21 protein-coding genes and 1 pseudogene are annotated in these 18,982 nt (G+C 68.5%); 13 read left to right on the top strand and 9 right to left on the bottom strand.

Annotation, left to right across the window (positions count from 1 at the left end):
* Positions 1–31: 31 nt before the first annotated feature.
* Positions 32–1,306: an alpha/beta hydrolase gene (locus A5787_RS00215; protein WP_066959817.1), complete on the top strand. Its 1,275-nt coding sequence runs from the start codon at positions 32–34 to the stop codon at positions 1,304–1,306.
* On the opposite strand, the gene A5787_RS00210 is transcribed toward A5787_RS00215, so the two are convergent.
* The gene (locus A5787_RS00210; RefSeq protein ID WP_066959814.1) at positions 1,303–1,896 is read right to left on the bottom strand and encodes a TetR/AcrR family transcriptional regulator; all 594 of its coding nucleotides are present in this window, start codon (positions 1,894–1,896) and stop codon (positions 1,303–1,305) included. The genes A5787_RS00215 and A5787_RS00210 overlap by 4 nt on opposite strands.
* Positions 1,897–1,971: 75 nt before the next feature.
* On the opposite strand from A5787_RS00210, the gene A5787_RS00205 reads away from it, so the two are divergent.
* On the top strand, positions 1,972–2,394 hold the full coding sequence (locus A5787_RS00205) for a DUF1707 domain-containing protein (protein ID WP_066959811.1): 423 nt from the start codon (positions 1,972–1,974) through the stop codon (positions 2,392–2,394).
* A gap of 2 nt (positions 2,395–2,396) precedes the next feature.
* Positions 2,397–3,155 carry an SDR family oxidoreductase gene (locus A5787_RS00200; protein WP_066959808.1) on the top strand — a complete coding sequence of 253 codons (759 nt, stop codon included), beginning with the start codon at positions 2,397–2,399 and terminating at the stop codon, positions 3,153–3,155.
* Here A5787_RS00200 and A5787_RS00195 read toward each other — a convergent pair.
* On the bottom strand, positions 3,152–3,949 hold the full coding sequence (locus A5787_RS00195; protein WP_066959805.1) for a lysophospholipid acyltransferase family protein: 798 nt from the start codon (positions 3,947–3,949) through the stop codon (positions 3,152–3,154). The genes A5787_RS00200 and A5787_RS00195 overlap by 4 nt on opposite strands.
* Positions 3,950–4,136: 187 nt before the next feature.
* On the opposite strand from A5787_RS00195, the gene A5787_RS28575 reads away from it, so the two are divergent.
* The 3 genes from A5787_RS28575 (at position 4,137) to A5787_RS00185 (ending at position 6,290) form a co-directional block, all read left to right on the top strand.
* Positions 4,137–4,904, top strand: coding sequence for a DivIVA domain-containing protein (locus tag A5787_RS28575; RefSeq protein WP_082976982.1), 768 nt, complete (start codon positions 4,137–4,139; stop codon positions 4,902–4,904).
* Positions 4,905–5,076: 172 nt separating this feature from the next.
* Positions 5,077–5,664: a hypothetical protein gene (locus A5787_RS00190; RefSeq protein ID WP_231993730.1), complete on the top strand. Its 588-nt coding sequence runs from the start codon at positions 5,077–5,079 to the stop codon at positions 5,662–5,664.
* Between the two features lie 188 nt (positions 5,665–5,852).
* On the top strand, positions 5,853–6,290 hold the full coding sequence (locus A5787_RS00185; RefSeq protein WP_066959802.1) for an ester cyclase: 438 nt from the start codon (positions 5,853–5,855) through the stop codon (positions 6,288–6,290).
* A gap of 75 nt (positions 6,291–6,365) precedes the next feature.
* Here A5787_RS00185 and A5787_RS00180 read toward each other — a convergent pair whose 3' ends face one another.
* From A5787_RS00180 to A5787_RS00165, 4 genes are all read right to left on the bottom strand, one after another.
* Positions 6,366–6,881: a hypothetical protein gene (locus A5787_RS00180; RefSeq protein ID WP_082976981.1), complete on the bottom strand. Its 516-nt coding sequence runs from the start codon at positions 6,879–6,881 to the stop codon at positions 6,366–6,368.
* Positions 6,882–6,887: 6 nt separating this feature from the next.
* Positions 6,888–7,322, bottom strand: coding sequence for a protease inhibitor I42 family protein (locus A5787_RS00175; protein ID WP_066959900.1), 435 nt, complete (start codon positions 7,320–7,322; stop codon positions 6,888–6,890).
* A gap of 72 nt (positions 7,323–7,394) precedes the next feature.
* The gene (locus A5787_RS00170; protein ID WP_066959800.1) at positions 7,395–8,201 is read right to left on the bottom strand and encodes an SDR family oxidoreductase; all 807 of its coding nucleotides are present in this window, start codon (positions 8,199–8,201) and stop codon (positions 7,395–7,397) included.
* Positions 8,202–8,204: 3 nt separating this feature from the next.
* Positions 8,205–9,113, bottom strand: a complete 909-nt coding sequence (locus A5787_RS00165; RefSeq protein ID WP_066959797.1) for an RNA polymerase sigma-70 factor — start codon at positions 9,111–9,113, stop codon at positions 8,205–8,207.
* 37 nt (positions 9,114–9,150) lie between these two features.
* Between A5787_RS00165 and A5787_RS00160 the strand changes: the two genes are divergently transcribed.
* The 5 genes and pseudogenes from A5787_RS00160 to A5787_RS00145 all read left to right on the top strand — a co-directional run bounded on the left by A5787_RS00160 (position 9,151) and on the right by A5787_RS00145 (position 14,582).
* Complete coding sequence (locus A5787_RS00160; protein ID WP_066959794.1) at positions 9,151–10,614, top strand: MauE/DoxX family redox-associated membrane protein; 1,464 nt, start codon at positions 9,151–9,153, stop codon at positions 10,612–10,614.
* Positions 10,615–10,663: 49 nt separating this feature from the next.
* A pseudogene (locus A5787_RS28440) lies at positions 10,664–10,780 on the top strand (hypothetical protein); the annotation flags it as partial.
* Between the two features lie 104 nt (positions 10,781–10,884).
* Positions 10,885–11,700, top strand: a complete 816-nt coding sequence (locus A5787_RS00155; protein ID WP_255361701.1) for a DUF5685 family protein — start codon at positions 10,885–10,887, stop codon at positions 11,698–11,700.
* Between the two features lie 123 nt (positions 11,701–11,823).
* A complete protein-coding gene (locus tag A5787_RS00150) occupies positions 11,824–13,416 on the top strand; it encodes a Na+/H+ antiporter (RefSeq protein WP_066959791.1) in 1,593 nt (530 codons plus the stop codon).
* A gap of 8 nt (positions 13,417–13,424) precedes the next feature.
* Positions 13,425–14,582, top strand: a complete 1,158-nt coding sequence (locus A5787_RS00145) for an AAA family ATPase (protein ID WP_066959789.1) — start codon at positions 13,425–13,427, stop codon at positions 14,580–14,582.
* Positions 14,583–14,601: 19 nt separating this feature from the next.
* Here the strand turns inward: A5787_RS00145 and A5787_RS00140 are convergent, their stop codons facing one another.
* Positions 14,602–15,015 carry a glyoxalase/bleomycin resistance/dioxygenase family protein gene (locus A5787_RS00140; protein WP_066959786.1) on the bottom strand — a complete coding sequence of 138 codons (414 nt, stop codon included), beginning with the start codon at positions 15,013–15,015 and terminating at the stop codon, positions 14,602–14,604.
* Between the two features lie 139 nt (positions 15,016–15,154).
* Between A5787_RS00140 and A5787_RS00135 the strand changes: the two genes are divergently transcribed.
* Entirely contained in the window at positions 15,155–15,793 is a 639-nt protein-coding gene (locus tag A5787_RS00135) for a TetR/AcrR family transcriptional regulator (RefSeq protein WP_066959783.1), read from the top strand.
* Positions 15,790–17,340: an FAD-dependent monooxygenase gene (locus A5787_RS00130; protein WP_066959779.1), complete on the top strand. Its 1,551-nt coding sequence runs from the start codon at positions 15,790–15,792 to the stop codon at positions 17,338–17,340. The genes A5787_RS00135 and A5787_RS00130 overlap by 4 nt, the downstream gene beginning before the upstream one ends.
* Here the strand turns inward: A5787_RS00130 and A5787_RS00125 are convergent.
* Together A5787_RS00125 and A5787_RS00120 are read right to left on the bottom strand one after the other, a co-directional pair.
* On the bottom strand, positions 17,311–17,976 hold the full coding sequence (locus A5787_RS00125) for a maleylpyruvate isomerase family mycothiol-dependent enzyme (RefSeq protein ID WP_066959776.1): 666 nt from the start codon (positions 17,974–17,976) through the stop codon (positions 17,311–17,313). The genes A5787_RS00130 and A5787_RS00125 overlap by 30 nt on opposite strands.
* Positions 17,973–18,923 carry an LLM class flavin-dependent oxidoreductase gene (locus A5787_RS00120; protein ID WP_066959773.1) on the bottom strand — a complete coding sequence of 317 codons (951 nt, stop codon included), beginning with the start codon at positions 18,921–18,923 and terminating at the stop codon, positions 17,973–17,975. The genes A5787_RS00125 and A5787_RS00120 overlap by 4 nt, the downstream gene beginning before the upstream one ends.
* Positions 18,924–18,982: the final 59 nt, after the last annotated feature.

Below are 18,982 nucleotides of genomic sequence, written 5' to 3'. Positions count from 1 at the left end.
TACCCCCTTTTCCACCTCGTAAGGTGGCCGTATGCAGAAGGCTCGGCTCATTCACCACATCCGGCAAATCGCGTCGCTCGTGGTCACGGCGGTCACGGCCACGTCCACCCTCAACGCCTACCGCCCGCTGGCGCGCACCGGATACCCGTCGCTGTTCTCGTGGATGTTCGGCCTGGTCGTCACCGAGTTGCCGCTGCAGACGATGGCCAGCCAGCTCGGCGGGCTGGCCCTGACGTCCCGCCACCTGACCCGTCCGGTGCGCATCCTCGCGTGGATTACGGCGGCCATCTCGGCGGCGGGCCTGCTCAACTTCAGCCGCGCCGGTCACCAGGCCAACGTGCCGCTCAGCAAGGCGCTGGACGACGCGCAGGGACCGTCGAGGCGCACCGACTCCCAGGGCCTGTGGCGCCGCGCGACCGGCGCCGGCACCGCCAAGACGCCCGGACTGCTGCGCATGATGCGGATCTACCGCGACTACGCCCACGACTCCAACATCAGCTACGGCGAATTCGGCAGCGCCAACCACCTCGACATCTGGCGGCGTCCCGACCTCGACCCGAACGGCAAGGCACCGGTGCTCTTCCAGATCCCCGGCGGCGCCTGGACGACGGGAAACAAACGCGGACAAGCCCATCCGCTGATGAGCCACCTCGCCGAGCTCGGCTGGATCTGCGTGGCGATCAACTACCGGCACAGCCCGCGCAACACCTGGCCCGCCCACATCGTCGACGTCAAGCGCGCACTCGCCTGGGTCAAACAACACATCGCCGACTACGGCGGCGACCCGAGCTTCGTGGCCATCACCGGCGGTTCGGCCGGCGGCCACCTGTCGGCGCTGGCGGCGCTGACGCCCAACGACCCGCAATTCCAGCCGGGTTTCGAAGACGCCGACACGAGAGTACAAGCGGCCGTGCCGTTTTACGGGATCTACGACTTCACCCGTTTCGACGACTCGATGCACGCGATGATGCCCGGGCTACTGATCAAATCGATCATCAAGCAAAAGCCGTCGACGCACCTGCAGACGTTTGAGGCCGCCTCGCCGATCCATCACGTCAACGCCGACGCTCCCCCGTTCTTCGTGCTGCACGGGCAAAACGACTCGCTGGCCTTCGTCGAGCAGGCGCGCGCCTTCACCACCAAACTGCGCGACGCCAGCAACCAGCCCGTCGCCTACGCCGAATTGCCGTTGACCCAACACGCTTTCGACATCTTCGGCTCGGCCCGCGCGGCGCACGCCGCCGTCGCCGTCGAGCAGTTCCTGGCCGAGGTGTACGTGGCGCAGCTCAAGGCCAACGTGGCCTAACCGAGCACCCGGTCCACCGCGCCGGCGATCATCGCCTCGGGGTCCTGCTCGATCCCGACGGCACTCAGCTCGCCGCCGATGGCGAGCGAGGCGACGCCGTGCACCAGCGCCCACAGCGGCGCGGCCATCACGCGCGGATCCTGACCGCCGACCAGCCCCGCGATCGCGTCGAGTAGGTCGCCGAACGCGCGGTCCGCGGCGACCCCCAGGGCCGGATGGTTGGCCTTGGAAATCTCCGACCCGAACATCACCCGGTAGTGGTCCGGATGCGCGACGGCCCAGCGCACATAGGCGCGGCCGAGTTCGACCACCCGCGCCTTCGGGTCGGACGCGCCGTCCGCGGCCGCGAGCAGCGCGGCGTGCAGATCAACGAAGCCCTGTTCGGCGACGGTGGCCAGCAGCTCGGCCTTGTCGGCGAAGTGCCGGTACGGAGCCGCGGCGCTGACGCCCGCCCGCCGCGCGGCCTCGGTCAGCGTGAACCCCTTCGGCCCCTTCTCGGCCACCAGCGACAGCGCGGCGCTGGTCAAGGCCCTTTTCAGGTCGCCGTGGTGGTAGCTGTCCCGCCGCGTGGCAGAAACCTTCCGTGCCATGTTGACGACATTAACATCGTGGTCTATGTTAATGCTATTCACATCCCGTCACATCTCTCCAAGGGGACCGGACTCATGACCACCACCACTACCCACCGCGCCGGCGACACCGACCGGCAGAAGACGGCCGCGCGCCTGGGCCAGGCCCTCGCGCAGGGCTACCTGGGGCTGCCGGAGTACGAGCAGCGCGTGCAAGAGGCGTTCCAAACGCAGACCACCGGCGAGCTCAGGGAGCTCGTCGCCGACCTCCCGCTCGAACGCATCCGCCGCGCCGACCCCCGCCGCCGCGCCGCCAAAGCCGCCGCGGCCCGCAAGAGCGTGGGCATCCACTTCGCCGCCTTCCTCGCGATGACGGCCATCGTGCTCGCCGTCTGGGCGGCGACCGGCGTCGCGTACTTCTGGCCGATCTGGCCCATCCTGGGCGCGGGGATCGGCCTCGTCAGCCACGCCCTGGCCGTCCGGCCAGTGGCGAAAACCACGAAATACCAAGGGGTTTAGTCATGTCACTAGCCGTCATCACCGGGGCCAGCTCCGGACTGGGCGCCATCTTCGCCGACCAACTCGCCCAACGCGGCCACCACCTGGTGCTGGCCGGGCGCGACGAGGCCCGCCTGAAAGCGGTAGCAGAACGCGTCGGCCAGAACGTCGAACTCGTCGTCGGCGACCTGGGCACCGACAACGGCACGAACGACCTGATAGAGCACCTCGCCAACCGGGACATAGACATCCTGGTCAACAACGCCGGCTTCGGCACCTACGGCCCGTTCGCGGAAATAGACGCCGAGCGCGAGCACGAGCTGGTGGCGGTCAATGTCGACGCGCTGGTGCGGCTGACCCACGCGGTGCTGCCCGGCATGCTGGCCCGCGGGCGCGGCGGCATCCTGAATGTGGCCTCCACCATCGCCTTTCAGCCCGGCCCCTACCAGGCGACCTACGGCGCGTCGAAGGCGTTCGTGCTGTCGCTCAGCCAGGCTTTGTGGGCCGAGACCCGCGGCACCGGGGTCACCGTGACCGCGCTGTGCCCCGGCCCCACCCGCACCGGGTTCGTCGGCGCGCTCGGGTCCGACGTCTCGCACACCGCGATCTACAAACACCTGGCCGAGCCCGAACCCGTCGTCGCCGCCGGGCTGAAAGCCCTCGACCGCGGCAAGCCCGTCGTCGTATCCGGCTGGCGCAATCGGTTCACGTCCACCTTCAGCCACTTGATGCCCGGTTCGCTCTCGGCGCGCGTCACCGGGCGGATGCTGCAACCGGCCTAGCCGAGGATCGGGAAGCGGCGCCTGCGCGCCAGCTCGTCGAGGCACTTCTGCATCAGGCCGCGCACCAGCGCGTCGAGGTGTTCGACGTCGGGGGCCTCGCCGAATTCGGCACCGATGTGGATCGGCTTCAACACCTCGGTGACGATCTTGGTGGGCAGCGGCACGTTGACCGGCGCCAGGACGCTCAGCCCGAACGGCCACCCGAAAGTTATTGGCAGGATGTCGGTTCGGAAGAACTTGCGCTCGAATTTGGTGAGCCGGAGCAGGCGCGACAGCCACGCGCCGCGGCTCAGGTACAGCTGGCCTTCCTGGCCGCCGATGGAGACCGCGGGCACGATCGGCACCCCCGCCTCGATCGCCGTGGTGGCGTAGCCGGTGCGGCCACCGAAGTTGATGACGTTCTCCCGCATGCTCGGCCGGTAGACGTCGAAATCCCCGCCCGGGAAGACCAATACGACGGCGCCGGACGCCAACGCCTTCGCCGCGTTGTCGCGCGTCGCGCGGATCACGCCGGTGCGGTTGAGGAATTCGCCGGCCGGCCCGGCGAATATCGTGTCAAACCCAAGAGCAAAGAGCGGCCGCTCATAGCCGTAGGTGTCGTAATAGTCGACGGCGAATACCGAGAGGTCGAACGACGTGAGGCCGCCGGAATGGTTCGACACCACCAGCGAGGCGCCGGGCGGCAGGTTGTCCAGCCCGCGGACTTCGGAACGGAAATAGCGCTTCACGATGGGCCTACTCAGCGCGACGATGTGCTCGGTCAGGCCGCGATCCCATTTGTCGATGTCGCTCATTCACCGATTTTCGGCCGCTTCCCTTAGCGGCGAATAGGGCACTTAGTCAGCTCCGCGGAGTCTCGACCTGGCGGGCGTGCATCCGCAAGTCGTGGCGGCCGCGGGCTCCTAGTGAGAAGATTGCTGCTGGACTGGGACGATCCCGAGAAACGAATCGCGGATCTGGAAAAGGCTCCCGGGAGGCCCGATGTCCGCTGCGCGTGGCGAATTGACCGCAGATGATGTCCATAACGTGGCCTTTTCGGCGCCGCCAAAGGGAAAACGCGGTTACGACGTAGGCGGTGTCGAAGCGTTCCGCGGGCGTCTCGAGGAATATCTCCGAAACCCGCAGGCGGGCGGACTAACAGCCGCCGAGGTCGACAGCGTGGCTTTCTCGAAGCCACCAATCGGAGAACGCGGTTACGACCAACATGAAGTGGACGCATTCCTCGCGCGTGCCGTACAACTGCTGAAGGCCGAGGTGTCCCAACCAGCGTCTCCGGCAGCGCCCGGTGACTTTCGGGGCCACACCGGGAAACGCTCCAAACCGCGGCGGGTCGAGTGGGCAGTCTTGCCTCTCGCAATCCTTATGACGGTACTTTCGCTCGTGGCCTTCGGCGTCGGCGTGTACGACGTCTATGGGTATCGTGTCGGCACACCGACGACGGCGAAGGTCGTTTCGTGCAGTGGCGGTCGCAACAAGTTCAGCAACGTAATCTGCACGGCCCAATGGAGTGTCGGCGGAAAGTCATACACAGGCCGGATCGCGGGAGACAGCAAGGGTCGTCGCGTCGGGTCATCGCTCGATGTTCGGGTGCATGGCGGCAGTGCCTACACGGCCACCTCGGGGAACATGTGGTTCATCATGGGGACGGGCGCCGGTGTCCTCGCAGTCATGGCTTTTCTTGTGACCCTTTTTGCAGGGCCCAGATCCAGCGATGCGGCCCCGACTGCGGGGCGCGACTCCCGTCGTTAGAAGCTCGAACGTAAGCCGCTGGCAGGCCGCTTAAACGGGGTTGTCGTGGCTGGTAGCGACTGGCTAACGAACACTCTGCCTTCACAACGCGGCGTTGCGACCAAGGGCTCAACATCTGTCGGGACCAAACAAACGCGCCTCAAGGCGTATCACACCGACATACGATCCGGTTATGTCGATGACCGCTGATGCGCTGCCCGACGACATCCGCCGGGCCACATACTCCCGCGTTTCGATTCCACTACGCGCGCGCCGACGCGACTGGTTTTTCGTCGTGGTATTCGCGATATTTGCGTCAACTTCGTTCCTGATCGACACCGCGAACATGGTTGGCCGACCACACCCGCACTCAAGCAACCCGATGGCGCGGTTCGTCTACGACCACATGGTCGGCATCGATCCTGTCCTGATCGCCAACCCGCGCGCGGTGCAACTCATCGTCGGGTTCGTATCGGCACTAGCCTTCGGCGTGTTCTACCTCGTGCTCGTCTATGCATTCGCGCGGGGCGGTGAGTGGATCCGGCTTCCGGCCATTTTCTTTGCCGGCATGGTCGTCATGGGTACGGGTCTGTACTTGGCCATCGGGGTCCTGGGCGATGCGCCCCTGTTTGCGTTGGCATGCGGACCTGGTTCTGGGTTCGACTACAAAGCACCCAACGCGCTAATGAGTGTGGCCGTGAACGCGTTCTACCCACTGGTTGCGCTGATGCTCGTAGCGCGCATGTGGCGAGCGCATCCGTTCAGTCGGCGAGCACGCTAGGGGCCGCGCCTGATCGTTTAGACCGTCGGGCTCAAGGCGCCACGCTGTCCCCAAGTGGTGCTGGCAGCGACTGCGCGAAGCCACACCCTTAGCGGCGTAGTGACTCGTCTATGAGCAAAGCTCGTCCACCTATCTCGCAGGTGTTCTAGAGTGACGCCCTATTGGGGAGTCGTCGAGGAGGCCCCGTAATGACAGTCGTAGATAGCACCACCAGCATTCGGCAGCGCCGCGAGGCAATCGTCAATCAGCACGTCGAGGCGGAAAACAGACACGACGTCGAGGCCGCAATCGCGACCTTCCACCATCCACGTTACGAGCTGAACGGCGTCCCGAGCGACGGTAAGGCAGCCGTTGGAGAGTTGCTGCAGGGCTTGATGCACAGCATGTCTGATTTCCATGCCAAGACCGTCAGGCTGCGCCATATGGACGACGGCGTACTTGTCGAAGGGTTCATCATTGGAACCCATGATGGCGAGTGGGCGGGCATCCCGCCAAGTGGTAATCGCCTCAATTTTCCGCTGGTTGGAATCTTCGAGTTCGATGGCGATCGACTCTTATGCGAGAAGGTCTCTTTCGATATGGCTACGGTGCTGACGCAGATGGGCGTGCTTCCCGCTATCAGCTAAGGGGTCGCCGAAAGTTTCAAGAGGGAGTGACACCGGCACAGGCATTTGGGTGTTCCAGTGGCTACCGCGGGTCCCTCAAGACTTGGGACGCACTCCGGCCGCGCGATACACGAATACCGGCTCGACGCGAAACCGCAGCGCCGTCGTCGGCAGCTTTTCCAACACGTCGTCGGGGATCTTCTTTTTGTAGTTCAGCTTCATCGAGCCGGAAAACGCGGGATCGACTCCGCGCAAGTCGATTTCAATCTGGAGACCTTTGTCGGTGATGGTCGCCCGCGCCGGACCGGTGTCGGTGTCCCACGGGCAATCGATGGAGCGCAGCTTGGCGTCGCCGCGCGCGGGAAAGGTCGCGACCACCCGCGCCGTGCTGAAGCCGAACCCGCCCGTATAGCGCGAAACGCCCGACGCCGAATGGACGCCGGGCACGTGGCCGCTGAAGTGTCGGACCACGCCGACCTTGCCGGCGGTAAAAATCACCCCCTCGGCCTCGAGTTCTTCGCGCAGCTCTGGGGGCAGCTTGCCGATCTCGGACCAATTGCGAAGTAAGCCAAACACACCCAGACCGTAGCCGGACGCGCCGTCGTTTGCCACAGGCGCTTACTGCACCGTCACGTTCGCGGTGTAGATGCACGACGGTTGGGGGTTCTTGCCCACGATGCTGGTGTAGGAGGTGGTGATCGTCGTCGTCCCGGGTTTCAGGGCCGCGAACGTCCATACCTCCGTACCCGGCGCCCCCAGCGCGTCGGAGGTGGGGTGCACGAACTCGTGACTGGTTTGTTTGACGACCGTCGAATCGCCGATCTTCGTGTCGATCGCCCACCGGTACGGGGTGGAGTAGTTCGAGCCCAGCTTCACGGTCAGGGTGTTGCCGACCGCCAGCGTGACGTTCTGCGTGATGGCGCCCTGCCTCAGCACGTCGCTCATGGGGACCTCGAGGGTCTGGCTGGTCGGCGGGTTCCTGGACCCGAAATGGCACCCCGCCAAGATCGCTGAAACGAGCATCGCGACGGTCACCAAAAGCCTGATCTTCACGACAGTCATCGCCCCCATTATGGCCCGTAGCCTGGAAGGGGGTCGCGACGAGTCCGGCCACCACCACCAACGTCAGGAACCGCGCCCGGGGAGGCGTGGCAGATAGGCGCGGATGGCGTCGCGGTACGGCAGCCGACCCGCGCCGACCTGTTCACCGAGGTACTGCTCGAAGGTGATCGTGCCCGCGGCGTTCTCCGGGGCCAGCAGGCCGCCGGCGCGGATCCCGCCAAACACCTTGCCGGGCAAGCGGATCGGAACGATGGGCCGGCGCTTGCCGACGATCGCCAGGTAGCTGCGGGCGACGTCGTCGAGCGGACGCGCCTGCGGGCCGCCGAAGTCCGGCGCCCGGCCGAGCGGCTCGCCGAGCGCCAACTGGGCCAGCCGCGTGCCCACGTCGCGCACGTCGACCGGTTGGAACCTCAACCCCGCCGGCAGCGCCATGACCGGCGGCTTCGCGAGCATGCGCAGCAGGAACGCGATCAGGTCGTGAAACTGGGTCGCCCGCAGCACCGTCCACGGCAGGCCCGACTCGGCGATCGTGCGTTCGTTGGCGAGCATGGTGCGATACAGGGCGAACGGGATACGGTCGATGCCGACGATGGAGACGTACACCAGGTGCGGTGAGCCCGCCCGTTTCGCCGCCGCGACCAGATGCTCGGTGGGATAGATGCAGTGCACGATGGTGTCGACGCCGTCCAGCGCCGCGTCGAGCCCGGCGCCGCTTCCCACGTCGCCGACGACGTGCTCGACGTCGGCGCGCTGGTGCGGCCGCCGTCCGCGGCTCAGAACGCGCACGTCCTTGCCCGCGGCCGTCAGCCGGTCGACGACGACGCGACCCACGGTGCCCGTGCCGCCCGTGATCAGTATTCGATTTGCCATACCTTATGAACCGGGCAGCCCCGCCGGATGTGACAACTGTTCGGCAAGAAATCGCAATTTGTCCGGATTGGCGATGGCGCGCAGGGCCGCTATCTGGTCGCCCTCGATCTCGAAGCACAGGACACCGGCCAGCGTCTCGCCGTCGAAGGCCAGCATCGCCGGCTCGCCGTTGACCTCGCGAACGTCCAGACGCAGCCCGAGCCGCGGGAGGTTCCTGCCGAACGCGCGCGCCACGTAGGAGGCCACGCGATCGCGACCCGAGATCGGACGGCGGGCGGCCGCGACCTTGCCGCCGCCGTCGGCGGTAGAGGTCGCGTTGGCGGTCAAGATCTCGACGAGTCCCGCCACGTCGCCGGTGCCGGCGGCGGCGAGGAATCGGTCGACGAGGCGCCGCCATTGCGCCCGGTCCGCTTCGACCCGCTGCCGGGGATCACCCAGTCGCTGCCGTGCGCGCCGATACAGCTGGCGGGCGTTGGCTTCCGACGTTTGCAGGACCTCGGCGATCTCACAATGGCTGTAGGCGAAGGCCTCTCGCAGGACGAACGCCGCACGCTCGGTGGGGTTGAGGCGCTCCATGAGGCCCAGCAACGCGATCGATACCGACTCGCGTTGCTCCGCGGTCTCGAGCGGGCCGAGCGTCGGGTCGTCGGTGAGGACCGGCTCCGGCAGCCACGGACCGGGATAAACCTCCCGGCGGGCGCGCGCCGACGTGAGCCGGTTCAGACACAAATTCGTGACGGCCTTGGTCAGCCACGCCGGCAGCGACTCGATCGCCTCGGCATCCGCGCCGTGCAGTCGCAGGTACGCATCCTGCACCGCGTCTTCGGCCTCGCTCGCCGACCCGAGCATCCGGTACGCCAACCAGAACAGGCGCGGACGCTGAGACTCGAACGCCTCCGCGAGATCGCTCACCCTCCCAGACTGCCACGGCAGTGTCTACGATCCGCAGATGACGATATTGGCAGCGCGACTGCTCCTGGCGGGAATGTTCGCGATCGCCGCGCTGACGAAGCTGTCAGATCGCGGCGGCGCGCGGCGGGCGGTGACGGCGTTCGGAGTGCCAAGGGCGGCTGCGGCATTCGCGGGATCGGCGCTTATCGCGAGCGAGTTCGGTATCGCGGCGCTCCTGGTCGCAGAGCCGCGCACCGGCGCGGTGGCCGCGATGCTCGCGCTCACGGGATTCAGCATCGTCGCGCTGGTCAGCCGCGCGCGCGGCCGCGCGATCGAGTGCCACTGCTTTGGGCGGTTGTCCTCCGCCCCACTGGGCTGGCCGACGCTGGCCAGGAACGGATGCTTCGCGGCGCTGGCCGCGTCGGTTCTGGGCGGCCGTTTCGGTTGGGCGCTAACGACTTTCGCGGTAGTCATGCTCGTCCTCTGGCTCGGCCCCGCCGCGCGCCGGCGCTGGACGTCACGCAACGGCGACGCGGCCGCCTTGGCGCTGCCGGACCGGGCGGGCCGCGTCTGGACCCTCGACGAGCTGCAGGAAAACCGCCGGCCGCTCGTCCTCGTCTTCAGCCAGCCCGGCTGCGGCGCGTGCGACGCGCTGCTGCCCGAGGTGGCCCGCTGGCAAGACGAACTGAACGGACGAGTCACCGTCGCCCTGATCAACGGCGGCCCCGGCGGCCACCGCGTGCCGCTGGAGCTCATCGACGAGTCGCGGGCCTCGTTCGCGGCCTACGGCATCACCGCCACACCCAGCGCGGTGCTCGTCGAAGGGGGCCGCAGGGTGGACGCGGCGCGCGGCGCGGGCGCCATCGTCGAACTCGTCGGCCGCGCCGCGCAGGTTTCCGGGCAGTCCGGGCTGACCCGGCGCGGACTGCTGCGGGGAGCGTCGGTGGGCTTGCTTCCCGCCGTCGCGGCCACCGCGGCCGCCTGCGATAAGGACGGCAAGCACAGCCTGCCGAGCAACATCGACGCCTTCGAGGTCGACGGCGCCTGGTTGTGCAACCAGACCTTCGCGCTGTGCACCACCGCGCCGTGCGTGCCGTCGAAAACCGACCCCGGCATCTCGGTGTGCGACTGCGTCGTCGTCAACGGCTACTCGGTCGGATTCCGGAACTGCAGCGACCGGGCGCAATCGGGCAGCAAGGTGCGGTCAGCGTTCTCCACGGTCAATGTGAACGCGAATTTCGGTGTGCTGACCTGCCCTTCGGGGGTGCCGTGGGCCAACTGCCTCGACGTCGAATGCGAGATCGATCCCACCAACCCCGCGGTGGCCAAGTGCCAATGCCTGACGGTCACGACCGGCGAGTCGCGGACCTTCGCCGGCGGCTGCGAGACCGCCACCTGCACGTCGACCATCTGGTCGGCCGCCACGCCGGACCTGCCGGCGACGGCCCAATACCGCAAGGGGATGAACCAGATCGGTCAGCCAGTTAACTTTCCGAAGACCTGCCCGGCCCCGCATCCCTAGCGCGGCGTTTTGCGGCGCGAGTTTGCTGAACGTCGGGTAGCTTCTGTGCATGTTTGGCATCATCCGGCCCTGCCGTCATCGACTCGGCGGCGAGCTGGCGACGGCCTGGCGGGCCCAACTGTGCGGCCTGTGCCTGGCCTTGCGCGACGACTACGGGCAGGTCGCGCGGATCGCCACCAACTACGACGGGCTGGTGGTCTCGCTGCTGGTCGAGGCGCAGTCGGCCGAGCTGCCGACCCGCCGCAACGCCGGCGCTGCCCGTTGCGCGGGATGCGCCGCGCCGACGTGGCCACCGGCGACTGCGTGCGGCTGGCCGCGGTGGTGTCGCTGGCGCTGGCCGCCGCGCGGGTTCGCGACCACGTCGACGACCGCGACGGCATGGTCGGCGCGGCCGGCGTGCGGCCGGCGGCGCGACGCATCGCCGAGCGGTGGGTGCGCCAGGGCACCGACGCCGGTCACGCGCTGGGCTTCGACACCGGCGTGCTGGTCGCCGCGATGGACCGCCAGGCCGCGCTCGAGGCGTCGGCGGGCCCGGGCAGCCCGCTGTTGCTGGTGACCGAGCCCACCGAGACCGCGGTCGCCGAGGCGTTCGCCCACACCGCCGTGCTCGCCGGCCGGCCCGACAACCGGGAGCCGCTGCGCGAGGTCGGACAGCTGTTCGGCCGCGTGGCGCATTTGCTCGACGCGGTCGAGGACTACCGCGACGACGTGGCGCGCGGCAAGTGGAACCCGTTGGCCGCCACGGCAACTCCCGTCGAAACAGTGCGGGCGCTGTGCGACGACGCCGTCTTGGGCATCGAGCTGGCGCTGGCCGACGTCGAGTTCAGCGACGGGCGCCTGGCCCACCGGCTGCTGACCAGCGAGGTGCGCCGCGCAGTGAACCGCACATTCGCCCAGGCCGGCACGCCCCGCGGCCAGCAGGAACCCATCAACTTCGGCGACCAACCCGTCGAGCCCATCGGGGAAGGCGAAACGCCCAATCCCGGACGCAAGAAGCGCGGCGGAGACGGCACCGGCGGCTGGTGCTGCTGCGAGGGCTGCGACTGCTGCTGCGACTGCGACGACTGCTGCTGCGACTGCTCGTAGCGGTAGCGCATGCGCTACCGCTTTCGCGAGTCACCTGGCCCTCCCCCCTGACGGTGCTCATGGGACGGCTGTGACTCCAAACCCCGCGCAGCGCAAGCCAAGCGCGTCCGGCAGGATGGGCTGGTGTTTGGCCTCGTCCTGATCGTCGCGCTCGTCTCCACCGTCGTCCTGGGGACGGTCATCGGCCGGCGCTACCGCGTGGGTCCCCCGGTGCTGCTCATCCTGCTCGGCGCGCTGCTGGGCCTGATCCCGCATTTCGGCCACGTGCATGTCGACGGCGAGGTCGTGCTGCTGCTGTTCCTGCCCGCGATCCTGTACTGGGAAGGGCTGAATACCAGCTTCCGCGAGATCCGCGCGAACGCACGCATCATCGTGTTCCTCAGCATCGCGTTGGTGATCGCGACGGCGGCGGCCGTGTCGTGGACGGCACGGGCGCTCGGCATGGACCCCCACGCGGCCGGCGTCCTGGGCGCCGTGCTCTCCCCCACCGACGCCGCCGCAGTGGCCGGCCTCGCCAAAAAGCTGCCGCGCCGCTCGCTGACCGTGCTCAAGGCGGAGAGCCTCATCAACGACGGCACCGCGCTGGTGTTGTTCGCCGTCAGCGTGCACATCGCGATCGGCGGGGCCGCAATCAGCCCGCTCCAGGTAACCGGCCGGTTTGTGCTGTCCTACGTCGGGGGCATCGCCGCGGGACTGTTGGTCGGCGGGGCGGCGACCCTGATCCGCAAACGACTCGACGCACCGCAGGAGGAGGGTGCGCTGAGCCTGCTGACGCCGTTCGCGGCGTTCCTGCTCGCGCAGGCGTTCGACTGCAGCGGCGTGGTCGCGGTCATGGTGTCGGCCCTGGTGCTCGCCTACGCGGGCCCGCTGGTGATCCGGGCCCGATCCCGACTTGAGGCCTACGCCTTTTGGGACATCGCGACGTTCCTGCTCAACGGCTCGCTGTGGGTGTTCGTCGGGGTGCAGATCCCGGGCGCGCTGCGCGGCATCGCAGGCGTCGACGGCGGATTTCGCCACGCCACCTACCTCGCCCTCGCCGTCACCGGCGTCGTGATCGCCTCGCGGATCGTGTGGGGCGAGGCCACCACCGCGCTGCTTCGGCTCATCGACCGCCGCGAGGCGCAACGCATGCGGCGCGTCAGCTGGCGCCAGCGCTTCCTCACCGCGTGGGCGGGGTTCCGGGGCGCCGTGTCGCTGGCCGCGGCGGTCGCCGTCCCGGCGACCACACTGAGCGGCGCGCCGTTCCCGGACCGCAGCCTGCTCATCTTCATCGTGGTCGTCGTCATCCTGGTGACCGTCCTGGTCCAGGGAACCACGCTGCCCGCCGTCGTCCGCTGGGCCAAGATCCCCGACGACGTCACCTACGTCCAGGAACTGGAGCTGGCCCGCACCCGCGGCGTCCAGGCCGCGCTCGACGCGCTCCCGACCGTCGCCGACGAAGTCGGCATCAGCGACGACCTGCGGCGGCGCCTGCAAAAGGAATACGAGGAGAGGGCCGCGCTCGCGCACGCCACTGAGGACGGTTCGACGAACAGCCGCCTGCTCAAGGGCAAGGAGAAGGTGCGGCGGGTTCGGTTGGGCGTGCTCGAACACAAACGTCGCGAAATCACCGCGCTGCGAAACCAAAACCTCATCGACGACATCGTGCTGCGCGAGTTGCAAAACGAGATGGACCTCGAGGAAGTGCAACTCCTCGACGCCGCCGACGAAGGCTAGGGCGCCTCGTGTTGCAGACGGTCGCCATCCGCGGGTACCGCTCGCTGCGGGAGGTGATCGTGCCGCTGGGCCGGCTTTCCCTCGTGACCGGGGCCAACGGCGCCGGCAAGTCGTCGCTGTACCGCGCGCTGCGGCTGCTGGCCGACTGCGGCCGCGGCGAGGTGATCGGCTCGCTGGCCCGCGAGGGCGGGCTGCAGTCGGTGCTGTGGGCGGGCCCCGAGCAACTCGGCGGCGCCCGCCGCACCGGCAAGGCCCAGGGCACGGTTCGCACCCGGCCCGTGTCGCTCGAAATGGGTTTCGCCGCAGATGATTTCGGCTATCTCGTCGACCTCGGAATACCGCAGATGGCGGGGATCAACTCCGCCTTCGCCCGCGACCCCGAGATCAAGCGGGAAGCGGTGTTCGCCGGCCCGGTGCTGCGCGCCGTCACGACGCTGGTGCGCCGGACCCGGGATTTCGCCGAGGTGAGCGCGGAATCGGGCCGGGGCTTCGACGAGTTGAGCCGGTCCCTGCCGTCGTATCGCAGCGTGCTGGCCGAATACGCCCATCCGCACGCGTTGCCCGAATTGGCTGCCGTCCGTGAACGATTGCGCGGCTGGCGCTTCTACGACGGCTTCCGCGTCGACCCGGGCGCTCCCGCGCGGCAGCCGCAGGTCGGCACGCGCACCCCGGTGCTTTCCGACGACGGCCACGACCTGGCCGCCGCGATCCAGACCATCATCGAGGCGGGGTTCGACGACCTGGCCCGCACCGTCGCCGACGCCTTCGACGGCGCCACGGTCTCGGTCACCGTGCACGACGGGGTGTTCGACCTGCAGCTGAAACAGCGCGGCATGCTGCGCCCGTTGCGGGCGGCCGAATTGTCCGATGGCACACTGAGGTTCCTGCTCTGGGCCGCCGCGCTGCTGAGCCCGCAAGCGCCGTCGCTGATGGTGCTCAACGAGCCCGAAACATCCCTGCACCCGGACCTGGTGCGACCGCTCGCGTCGCTGATCCGCACCGCCGCCGCCCAGACCCAGGTCGTCGTCGTCACCCATTCCCGCGCGCTGCTGGAGGCCACCGGCGATGACACGGTCGAGATCGAGCTCTACAAGGAGTGGGGCGAGACCCGCATCGCCGGGCAGGACCTGCTGACGACACCGCGCTGGGACTGGGGCAAGCGCTGATTAACAGGCACGCTCGTCTTTACGAATGCATCGCGGGCGCGTAAGAGATGCCGATGATCGTGCCCTCGACGGACTGCAGTCGAGCGACAGTTTGTCCCCACGGCTCGGTATGTGCGTCGTGCAGCAGCGTGAAGCCTTTCTGCATCAACTCGTTCGCTGCGACCTGGACGGTGTCGGCGTCCGCGACCTCGAACTCGACGCTGGCCTGCGGCACCGGCCGCTCAAGTGGCCAGTCAGGCGCACCAAAGCAGGCTTGCGCAGCCTGAGTCAGCGGCCAGACGCCGAAGGACTTGCAGCCGGCGATGTCTTCACTGTGGAGATAGCCGTCCGCTTCCGCATTCAGCGGCAAGCCAAGCGCGTCCACGTACAACCTTCGGCTGACTGCCGGCTCAGGGGTGATCACTGCGACGCTCGTGATGAATTGCACATCCATGGCTTCACCTTCCAACGCGATTCGGCTGACCCACCGATCGTGGCATCCGGTGCCGACACCCCGGGGTCGAGGCGTAGAGCAAGATGTTGCCCGCTAGGCAATCTTACCCGCCGTGCAACTTTGTTGTACGTTGGTGCCCATGCCCGACCAACCGACCGGACTGCGCGAACGCAAGAAGGCCGACACCCGGCGCGCGCTCAGCGACGCCGCGCTGAACCTGGCGTTCGAGCGCGGGATGGAAAACGTCACGCGCGACGAGATCGCCAACGTGGCCGGGGTGTCGCTGCGCACCTTCAACAACTACTTCAACGGCAAGTACGAGGCCCTGGCCTACCGGCAGACCGAACGGTTGCGCCACGGCATCTCGACGCTTCGCCAGCGCCCCGCCGCCGAACCGCTGTGGACGGCACTCGAGCATGCGGTGCTCAAGCCCCTGGAAGAGGATTTCGGCGACATGTACGGTGCCGAAAACCAAGTGCCGAGCCGTAAGGATCTCGTCGAAGTCCGAAAGCTACTGATGAACCCGCAGGTGCGGAACGCCTTGCCGCAGGACCTCTTTGACGAGTGGCTCGAGGTGATCGCCGAACGCACCGGCACCGACCCTGAACACGACCTGTACCCGCGGCTGGTGGTGGCCGTCGTGCGCGCCGTCGGCGAGGCGGCGGCCGAGGCCTACGTGCGGGCCGACCCGCCGGTGGCCATCACCGACCTGATCCGCGACGGCTTCGCCGCCGTCAGCTCGGGACTGCCGGAGCCCTTCAAGGGGGTAACACCATGACTTTGCAAAAAGACCAAGAACGCGCCGACATCGTCATCGCCGGCGCCGGACCCAACGGGCTGATGCTGGCGTGCGAGCTGGCACTGGCCGGCATCCGGCCCGTCGTGCTGGACCCCTTGCCCGGGCCCAGCGCCGAGCCGAAGGCCAATGGCCTTATCGGGCAGGTGGTTCGGATGCTCGACATGCGCGGCCTGTACCGGGAGTTCACCGGCGATCCCGGTCCGCCGCAACCGGTCTACGGGTGGATCTTCGCGGCCATGGCGCTGAACTTCCTTGGCATGCCCGACAACCCGATGTACGCGCTGCCCATCCAACAGCCCCGGGTGGTGCGGCTGCTGGAAAAGCGGGCACGCGATCTCGGAGTAGACCTGCGCTGGGGACATGAATTCACCGGCCTGCGCCAGGAGCCGAATTCCGTTGAGCTGACGGTGTCCTCGTCGGAGCGCGAATACCGCATCGCCGCCGGGCATCTGGTGGGCGCCGACGGCGGGCGCAGCCCGGTCCGCAAGGCCGCGGGCATCGAGTTCCCCGGCTACACATCGCAGACCGTCGGCCGGCTGGCCCACGTGCACATCCCCGACGGTCTCCGCCGCGCCGACGGCGGCATCGACGTTCCCGGATTCGGCCGGATCGCGTTCGGCCACACGCGATTGGATCGCGGCGGTCTGATCTACGCCGAGTTCGAACCCGGCCGTTCGCTGTTCGGCACCATCGAGTTCGGGCCGCCGGTCGAGGACGAACCGATGAGCCTGGCCGAACTGCGCGAGAGCGCGCGCCGCGTCCTCGGCGTCGATCTGCCGTTCGAGGAACCGAAAGGCCCAGGGCCGCACGCCCTGCGCCGGATCAACGGGCAGAACACGCGACACGCGGAGCGCTACCGCGACGGACGGGTCCTACTGGTCGGCGACGCCGCCCACGTGCACAGCGCCATGGGCGGGCCGGGCCTGAACCTCGGCCTGCAGGACGTCATGAACCTGGGCTGGAAGCTCGCGGCCCACCTCAACGGCTGGGCGCCCGCGGGATTGCTCGATACCTATGAGTCCGAGCGCCACCCTGTGGGCGAGCGCGTCATGATGCACTCGCTGTCGCAGACCGCCCTCATGGCGCCGGGGCCCGAAGTCGCCGCGCTACGAACGCTCATGGGTGAACTGTTCGCCATTCCCGACGTCGCCCAGCACATGGCGCGACTGCTGGCGGGAAACGACGTGCGGTACGACGTCGGTGACGACCACCCGCTGTCGGGCCGGCCGGTGCCCGAGCTGACCCTCGACGACGGCCGGCGCGTCGCCGAACTGCTGCACGGCACCCGCCCGGTGCTGCTCGATTTCGACGGCGGCGTCGGCGCCACGGCGCGCGGGTGGGCCGATCGCGTCGACGTCGTCGAAGCGACCGCCGCCGATCGGCCCGCCGCGGCGCTGCTGCTGCGGCCCGACGGCTACGTCGCCTGGGCGGCGGACGCATTCGGGGCGGACGAGGAAGCGGGCCTGCGCGCCGCGCTGCGGCGCTGGTTCGGGCCCTCAGCGAAAGATGTTGATGCAGCTGGGTAACCCCAGGCGCGCTGGATCGGACCGGCCGGTGGCGGCGAGCAGAAAATCGTGTTCCGCCATGCCGGTTCGACGAGTGAAGTCCTCGATCGACACCTCCACGAGACGCGAAACGGTTGGGTCCGCGACGGCGGTGTCATCGCGCAGCACAGCGCCCAGCACGAAGTCGAGGCTGGCCCGCAGCCCCGCCCCTCCATCGAACGGCAGGCCCAGCGCCGCGCGGATGTCGTCTCCGTGCACGTAGGCGTCGTTCAGCAGCGCGTGCACACCCCGGCCGAGGGTGAGCCCGGGCACCGGGCTGGGTCCCGACCAGGCCGCGTCGTCGAACGCCGCGGCAAGCTGCGCAACCGAATCCATCGCGGCCCGCAGCCGCCCCGCGAGCGCGGCCGGCGATTCGCCGCGCAGTGCCGCCGCCTGGTCGTCGGGGCTGCGGGTGCCGATCGCGCCGCCGACCGTGTCGACGGCCTGGCCAACCAGGTGGCCGGCGACGTCGCGCACCTGCCAGCCGGTGCAGCGGGTTTCACGCGACCAGCCCGAGGCATCCAGTGCGCCAATGAGTTCGGCGAAGGAACGGTATTCGTCGATGAGGCCCGTGAGCGTCCCGGCTCCATCGGGTCCCGGCCGCACGATCGCGGTCATCGCAACGACTCCTGCACGGTCCGCAGCCGGCGCAGCTGCTCGACGAATCCGCCGGGGCCCAGCACGGCTATCCGGCAGACCAAATGCCGCGCGCCGGCGTCGATATAGCCGGCCAGCCGGGCGGTGACGGCGTCTGTCGTCCCCGATGCGAACGTCTGGATCTGCTCAACGGCGTCGATGCCGAAACCGTATGTCTGGGTGGCGAAATGATCCAGCGCCTTCCGGCCCCCGTCGGCATCGTCGGTGAGCAGCACGGTGACGAACAGCGCCGGCGTAACGGCTTCGGCGGGGCGGCCGGCGCCGTGGGCCGCGGCACGCACCTCGGCCAGGCCCGACCGATAGCCTTGCGGCGTCGGAGGATACGGCAGCCACCCGTCGTAGATCCGGCCGGCACGGGCGCGGGAGCCGGGAGTGTCGGCGGCCAGCCACACCGGCGGGCCGGATTCACCGAACGGCGTGATACCCGCCGGGATATCGTCGAGATGTAACACAGCTCCGTGAAACGAGCTGGGCTCCTTGGCATTCCAGAGCTGGCGCCACAGTGTCACGGTGTCGTCGAGGCGTGCGAAACGTCGGGACCACGGCACCTCCGAGGCGGCGTACTCCACCTCGGACAGGCCCGGGAAGCCGGCACCGACCGCCACCGCCAACCGCCCGCCCGAGAGCCGGTCGATGGAGGCGAGGACCTGCGCGGTCTGCACCGGCCGGCGCAGCACCGGCTGCAAAGCAGCGGTACCCAGGGTTATTCGATCGGTGACGGCGGCCGCTGCCGACAAAAACGTCAGCGCCTCGATGCGGGGCCGCACCAGCGAGTCGTTTGCCCACAGCGAGTCGAACCCCAGATCCTCGACGGCGCGGGCGAAGTCGAGGAGCCCGCGCAGATCGGCACCTGCCCAGGGCTGCGCGGCCAGGGGCGGCATGACACCGAGGCAGATTGGCTTTTCCATAGGTCAATCGTGTCGCCGACGCTGATGCGCGGCAATTCCCGGCCGGGAATAGCGCCCAG

Source organism: Mycobacterium sp. 852002-50816_SCH5313054-b (assembly GCF_001667185.1).
Taxonomy (GTDB): domain Bacteria; phylum Actinomycetota; class Actinomycetes; order Mycobacteriales; family Mycobacteriaceae; genus Mycobacterium.
The sequence above is the reverse complement of the archived record's forward strand: the minus strand, read 5'-3'. Positions and strand labels throughout refer to the sequence as shown.